The organism is Vreelandella titanicae BH1, assembly GCF_000336575.1.
GTDB lineage: Bacteria > Pseudomonadota > Gammaproteobacteria > Pseudomonadales > Halomonadaceae > Vreelandella > Vreelandella titanicae.
The window spans coordinates 1-1,095 of the sequence record NZ_AOPO01000042.1; the positions used below are offsets into that span (position 1 = coordinate 1).

Annotated in this window: 1 protein-coding gene; it reads right to left on the bottom strand. The window is 60.8% G+C overall.

What is annotated here, in order from left to right; all coding sequences use genetic code 11:
• On the bottom strand, window positions 1-1,095 hold a 1,095-nt coding region (locus tag HALTITAN_RS24355; RefSeq protein ID WP_039860966.1), incomplete at both ends, for a transketolase family protein.

Below are 1,095 nucleotides of genomic sequence, written 5' to 3' on the forward strand. Positions count from 1 at the left end.
GCTTTGGCGCCTTTCCAGAAGGTCAGGTTAGACGGCGCCAGGTCGGCACTGCCGCCCAGCAGTTCCGGCATTTGCGGGCCGATCACATTGAGTGCTTCAAACGAGGCTTTGCGTGACGCAATGGTCTCGCCGCGCTCTTGGGCCTGCTCGATCAAGGCTTCGGTGGGCAGTTCCGCGGGCAACTGACGTTTCATCCGGCGGGTGAACTCCCGCGCTTCTGTGGGGAAGGCTTCCGCGTAGCGGGCAAACCGCGCGTCCCACGCCTGCTGAGCCGCTTTGCCCGCTTCACGGGCATCCCAGGCGGAGTAGATCGGCTCGGGAATATGGAAGGGCGCATGGGGCCAGTCGAGCTGAGTGCGTGCCAGGGCCACTTCGTCGTCGCCTAAGGGGGCGCCGTGGGCGTCTTCCTTGCCCTGCTTGTTGGGGGCACCAAAGCCAATGATGGTCTTGCAGATAATCAGGCTCGGCTTATCGTCGTGGCTCTTGGCCAGCTCAATAGCGGCTTTAACCTCTTCAGGCTTGTGGCCATCCACATTGGGCACCACGTGCCAGCCGTAAGCTTCAAAACGCTTGGCGGTATCGTCGGTGAACCAGCCTTCCACTTCGCCATCAATGGAGATGCCGTTATCGTCGTATACAGTGATCAGCTTACCCAACTGCTGGGTACCGGCCAGCGAGGCCGCTTCGTGGGAGATACCTTCCATTAAGCAGCCGTCACCTACAAAGCACCATGTGTGGTGATCGACGATGGTGTGGCCGGGGCGGTTAAACTGCGCCGCCAGAGTTTTTTCCGCGATGGCAAAGCCCACGGCATTGGCAAAACCCTGACCCAGTGGGCCAGTGGTGGTTTCAATGCCGGGCGCGTAGCCGAATTCCGGGTGGCCCGCGGTGGGCGAATGCAGCTGGCGGAAATTCTGCAGCTGTTCCAGGCTTAGCTCGTAGCCGCTGAGGTGGAGCAGCGAGTAAAGCAGCATGGAGCCGTGGCCATTGGAGAGCACAAAGCGGTCACGATCGGCCCACTTGGGGTCTTCGGGATTGTGCTTGAGGTAGTCATTCCATAGCACCTCGGCGATATCAGCCATACCCATGGGGGCG